General features: G+C 48.5%; 8 protein-coding genes. 5 read left to right on the forward strand and 3 right to left on the reverse strand.

Going from position 1 to position 3,879, the window contains the following annotated elements; translation table 11 throughout:
- Positions 1-76 precede the first annotated feature (76 nt).
- Positions 77-397, reverse strand: a complete 321-nt coding sequence (locus AC5I6P_RS02265; protein ID WP_495692138.1) for a hypothetical protein — start codon at positions 395-397, stop codon at positions 77-79.
- Between the two features lie 168 nt (positions 398-565).
- On the opposite strand from AC5I6P_RS02265, the gene AC5I6P_RS02270 reads away from it, so the two are divergent.
- The 5 genes from AC5I6P_RS02270 (at position 566) to AC5I6P_RS02290 (ending at position 3,281) form a co-directional block, all read left to right on the forward strand.
- On the forward strand, positions 566-1,150 hold the full coding sequence (locus AC5I6P_RS02270; RefSeq protein ID WP_495692139.1) for a thermonuclease family protein: 585 nt from the start codon (positions 566-568) through the stop codon (positions 1,148-1,150).
- Between the two features lie 20 nt (positions 1,151-1,170).
- Positions 1,171-1,446, forward strand: a complete 276-nt coding sequence (locus tag AC5I6P_RS02275) for a hypothetical protein (RefSeq protein ID WP_495692140.1) — start codon at positions 1,171-1,173, stop codon at positions 1,444-1,446.
- Positions 1,447-1,474: 28 nt separating this feature from the next.
- Positions 1,475-1,861, forward strand: a complete 387-nt coding sequence (locus AC5I6P_RS02280) for a hypothetical protein (RefSeq protein WP_495692141.1) — start codon at positions 1,475-1,477, stop codon at positions 1,859-1,861.
- A 105-nt stretch (positions 1,862-1,966) separates the two neighbouring features.
- Positions 1,967-2,182, forward strand: coding sequence for a hypothetical protein (locus AC5I6P_RS02285; RefSeq protein ID WP_495692142.1), 216 nt, complete (start codon positions 1,967-1,969; stop codon positions 2,180-2,182).
- A gap of 349 nt (positions 2,183-2,531) precedes the next feature.
- Complete coding sequence (locus AC5I6P_RS02290; RefSeq protein WP_495692143.1) at positions 2,532-3,281, forward strand: SDR family NAD(P)-dependent oxidoreductase; 750 nt, start codon at positions 2,532-2,534, stop codon at positions 3,279-3,281.
- 7 nt (positions 3,282-3,288) lie between these two features.
- On the opposite strand, the gene AC5I6P_RS02295 is transcribed toward AC5I6P_RS02290, so the two are convergent.
- Positions 3,289-3,459 carry a hypothetical protein gene (locus AC5I6P_RS02295; RefSeq protein ID WP_495692144.1) on the reverse strand — a complete coding sequence of 57 codons (171 nt, stop codon included), beginning with the start codon at positions 3,457-3,459 and terminating at the stop codon, positions 3,289-3,291.
- A 211-nt stretch (positions 3,460-3,670) separates the two neighbouring features.
- Positions 3,671-3,832, reverse strand: coding sequence for a hypothetical protein (locus tag AC5I6P_RS02300; RefSeq protein ID WP_495692145.1), 162 nt, complete (start codon positions 3,830-3,832; stop codon positions 3,671-3,673).
- Positions 3,833-3,879 lie beyond the last annotated feature (47 nt).

A 3,879-nucleotide genomic window follows, 5' to 3' on the forward strand; every position in this document is an offset into this window, starting at 1 on the left:
CTAGGATGCCCATTCACCTCACAATTGCCTCAATGACTGGCGCCATGACCGGATTTGGATCGGGATTGAAACCACGTCACAAGGCATCGGTGCGATGCAGGGATTCAATCAACTCCTCGACTTCTTCTTCATCGAGACATTGCTTCATTTGAGTGTTAAACCACTCCAACTCCTCAGCTTCTGTCTCTTGGACTTGGTAGACCAAAAGGGCCCCGGCGACCCGGGCCAGGGTCACGGGAGCGGGAGACGTATGGCCGAGGAGATCCCTCGCCCTTTGGTATAGGTTCTCGACGGCAGCCTGATTCAGGGGATGTCCTAACTCGGCAGAGAGGTGTCGCAGGCTCTCCTGAATGGACAGTTGGAGGGATGGGTCTTCGTGATGGGGTAGAGGATTCATGATGGGATCTGTTCAGGTATTAAACTCTGAGGTTGCTGCACGCCGTTCAGTTTCTATTGTCATTCAATCCGGCACGATAGTTTTGGTTTAGTTTTGGCGCTCGTCATCCCCCTTCTCTCAATTGGGCATTCTGAAGTCGAGATTCATCCCTGCCTCGATTGCACTTCCATGAAATTACCGAAACGACTGAAAGCGTTGATCAACGTCCTGCCGATCGTTGTCATGGCAGGACTTGGAGTCTTTGTCTGGAGCAAGTACCAAGCCTCGCAAGCGGCATCGGGCCCTGATTATGAGAATGTAGATGCTGCTGTAGAGGCCATGAAACCGACGGGCGTTATGCCGTCCTCAGAGCATTGGCAAGTGGTGAGCGTGGCAGATGGCGATACGCTCACAGTCAGTTTTAAGGGGAAGAAGGAAAAGCTGCGGCTCTGTGGTATTGATGCGCCGGAAGTGGCTCACGGGAGTAAAGCGGGTCAACCCTTGGGCATTGAGGCAACCGAGAAGCTGAGATCGCTTGTGGGCAATACTGGAAGCGAGGTGATCGTTGTGCCGATTGAGAAGGACCGCTATGGGCGCACGGTAGCGGAAGTGGTTGTGCAAAAGCCTAACAGCGAGGAAGAGACGTTTGTGAATGGAGAGATGACTAGAGTAGGACTGGCGTATCACTACAGCCGCTACTCTGACCGTTGCGTAAATCGGGAGGCAATTGAGCGAGGGGAAGCGATCGCGAAGGGAAAAAAGGTTGGGGCTTGAGGTGGTAGCTATCAGAAGCCTTGGGATTTCCGGAAGGCGCAACGCTAAGAACAAAGGAACAAATTGATGTGGAGCTAGGGTTGCGGGGGCAACCCTTTTTTAATACGTTAGCGGGTCAGAAAACTCAGGTTGTTCTTTGGGAGTATAAAATTGAAAGCATTCCCGACCTAACGTTTACAACAATGATGGATCGACTTGGCAATGACAGGTGGAAACTGGTGTCTGCTCGTTGTGCGAAAGACTCTGTAACAGATGATTTTTCTTACGAGTGTATTTTCAGACGAGAAAAGAAGTAGTGATTTTTGAAATCACGGAGGTGACAACATGAAGAAATACACGATTTTTATCGTCGGAATAATTATTGGATTAATCACGTTTGTACATAGTCCAGCGTTCGCTCAAGAAGTGCCAAAACTGAAACAGCAAATGCCTTATTCAGAAGCAAGAGAGATTCTGATCAACGAAGGCTGGCAAGCCCTTGAGATTCCTGTCTTGCAACGAGGCGATCCCTTATCTGGCGGAGTGGAGTACATCGTTAAAGACCTTGGCTACAATGAGGTTGTAGATTGCTCAGGAACAGGATTAGGTCTGTGTCGGTTTGAATTTGCAGCAGCAGATAGGCGCAAATTGATTGTGTCAACTGCTAACAATGATCGGAGAGCGGAGAAACCAGTTGTCTTATACCGCTGGTGGATTGAGAAAGAGCATTAAGAATGCGATCACGATGTGTGAACTCAAGGTTATGATGCCAACTGATCGGGCAACAACGCAAATGAACTCAACTTTGACCGGAAGACCTGGTACAGGACAAGACGTATGACTGATTTTTTTCGACCCGTCTCTGACCTCTGTGATCGCTATCAAATTGAGATCTCTGATGTCTATGCCAGGATAGAACTTCTAAGCATGGTTCCTGAGACTCTGAACGGGAGAGACTTTATTGACGCCAACGAACTTAAAGTAATGGATGCTCTAGATATTCATGTTAAATCGGGGGGAACCATCACCGATTTTGAGCGACACCGGAGTTAAGGCAACCTACGCCTAAATTAGTGCAAGAAAGGGCTGAAAACTTGATTTTGCCGGAGAAAGTTGACGCGTTCTCCCTTCTCTGGGACTTTATCCAGAAAACTGATTTAGGAAAAACGTTTAGCCGTATCTTGCGCTTTTTTACCCGCATAGTGGCTCAAGCTCGGTAATGAATGACTGTACCTAAACTGAATCATCCCTCCAGCCGCATTCTGAGCAGTCCCAATAGCACCTGTGTTAGACGAGGTTGTGCATTGGGTTCACTGCCGTCAATTTCAGTTTTAAGGTAGACGGCAATCCCACTGATGGTGATCATACTCAGGTATTAGACGCTCTAACGCTAAGGGGCACCATGCCTGGAAAATTAACTGAGAAAGTGGCGATTGTTACCGGAGCCTCATCAGGAATTGGGGAAGCGACTGCTGTTCTACTTGCTGCAGAAGGCGCAAAGGTTGCCTTAATTGCTCGTCGTGCAGATCGCCTTGATGATCTAGCCAAACGCATCCAGTCCGAGGGAGGGGAAGCATTACCGATTACCGCCGATGTGTCGGACGAAACTCAGATCCGAGATGCGATCGCGAAAACCCAATCCACATGGGGTCAGATTGATATCCTGATTAATAATGCAGGGGTCATGCTACTAGGCATGATTGACGGTGCGAATACCGAAGACTGGCGACGCATGATCAACTTGAACGTTCTCGGACTGATGTATGCGACCCATGCCGCATTACCGCTCCTAAAGGCTCAAAATAGCGGGCACATCGTAAATATTTCGTCAGTGGCGGGTCGAGTCGCCAATGCAGGAAGCGGAGTGTACAACGCAACGAAGTGGGCGGTTGGTGCTTTCTCTGAAGCATTACGCAAAGAGGTGTACCAAAATCAAATTCGAGTCACGATTATTGAACCTGGTTTGGTGGCAACTGAACTACCGCAACACATTACTGATCCAGCCGCGAAAGAGCAAGCAGCAAAATTTTACGGCTCGGTCAAATCGCTAGAAAGTGACGATATCGCACAGGCCATCCTCTATGCTGTGACTCAGCCCGTTCATGTGAACGTGAATGAGATTCTGATTCGTCCAACGGAGCAGGAACGGTAATCATCCTTCAAACCGAATCATCTTTCCACTCACAATGCTTGCAGTCCCAATGCACTCGCATAGGATGAGCTTGCATCAGCGATCGCTCACAATTCGGACAGCGCCCCGTAAACATGGAATGCCAATCTAGCAGCGTGAGTTTTTGCTCTCTCGTCCACCGTTGAATTGGATCGATCACGAGTTCGCTGCCATAATACGAAGCTCCTTCTGGCTCCTACCTTTCTTCTGCTGGCAGCGACATATCAGCCTTAAAATCGGGGCATTGAGCATCCACAATTTTGTGAGGGTGAATGGCGCAGGATAAATGAGGGTTGCGAGTGTTATGGGAGCAGAGATCACACTGCAAAGAGAAAGCATCGTCTGAGTAACTTATCATCGCTGCTCCAGATCTAAAGTAAGGACAGCAAAATGAAGTCAGGATACAGCCCTTTAACGATCGGTTCGTACCAAATAATGAAATCGTCAGGCAAGCGGTTGCGCAACACTTTGTAGAGACTTTTTTCTTCCTCACTGGCTTTTGCTGGAGTAGTATCAGAAATCATTTGAGCCATGGATCGTTTAATACGCCTGGAAATTATCGTGCATCAGTCTCGAATAA

This window comes from Myxacorys sp., from assembly GCF_059501405.1.

Excerpts from the sequence above, each read along its gene's own strand:
- AC5I6P_RS02265 (WP_495692138.1), bottom strand. The coding sequence starts at position 397 with ATGAATCCTCTACCCCATCACGAAGACCCATCCCTCCAACTGTCCATT.
- AC5I6P_RS02270 (WP_495692139.1), top strand. The coding sequence starts at position 566 with ATGAAATTACCGAAACGACTGAAAGCGTTGATCAACGTCCTGCCGATC.
- AC5I6P_RS02280 (WP_495692141.1), top strand. The coding sequence starts at position 1,475 with ATGAAGAAATACACGATTTTTATCGTCGGAATAATTATTGGATTAATC.
- AC5I6P_RS02285 (WP_495692142.1), top strand. The coding sequence starts at position 1,967 with ATGACTGATTTTTTTCGACCCGTCTCTGACCTCTGTGATCGCTATCAA.
- AC5I6P_RS02290 (WP_495692143.1), top strand. The coding sequence starts at position 2,532 with ATGCCTGGAAAATTAACTGAGAAAGTGGCGATTGTTACCGGAGCCTCA.
- AC5I6P_RS02300 (WP_495692145.1), bottom strand. The coding sequence starts at position 3,832 with ATGGCTCAAATGATTTCTGATACTACTCCAGCAAAAGCCAGTGAGGAA.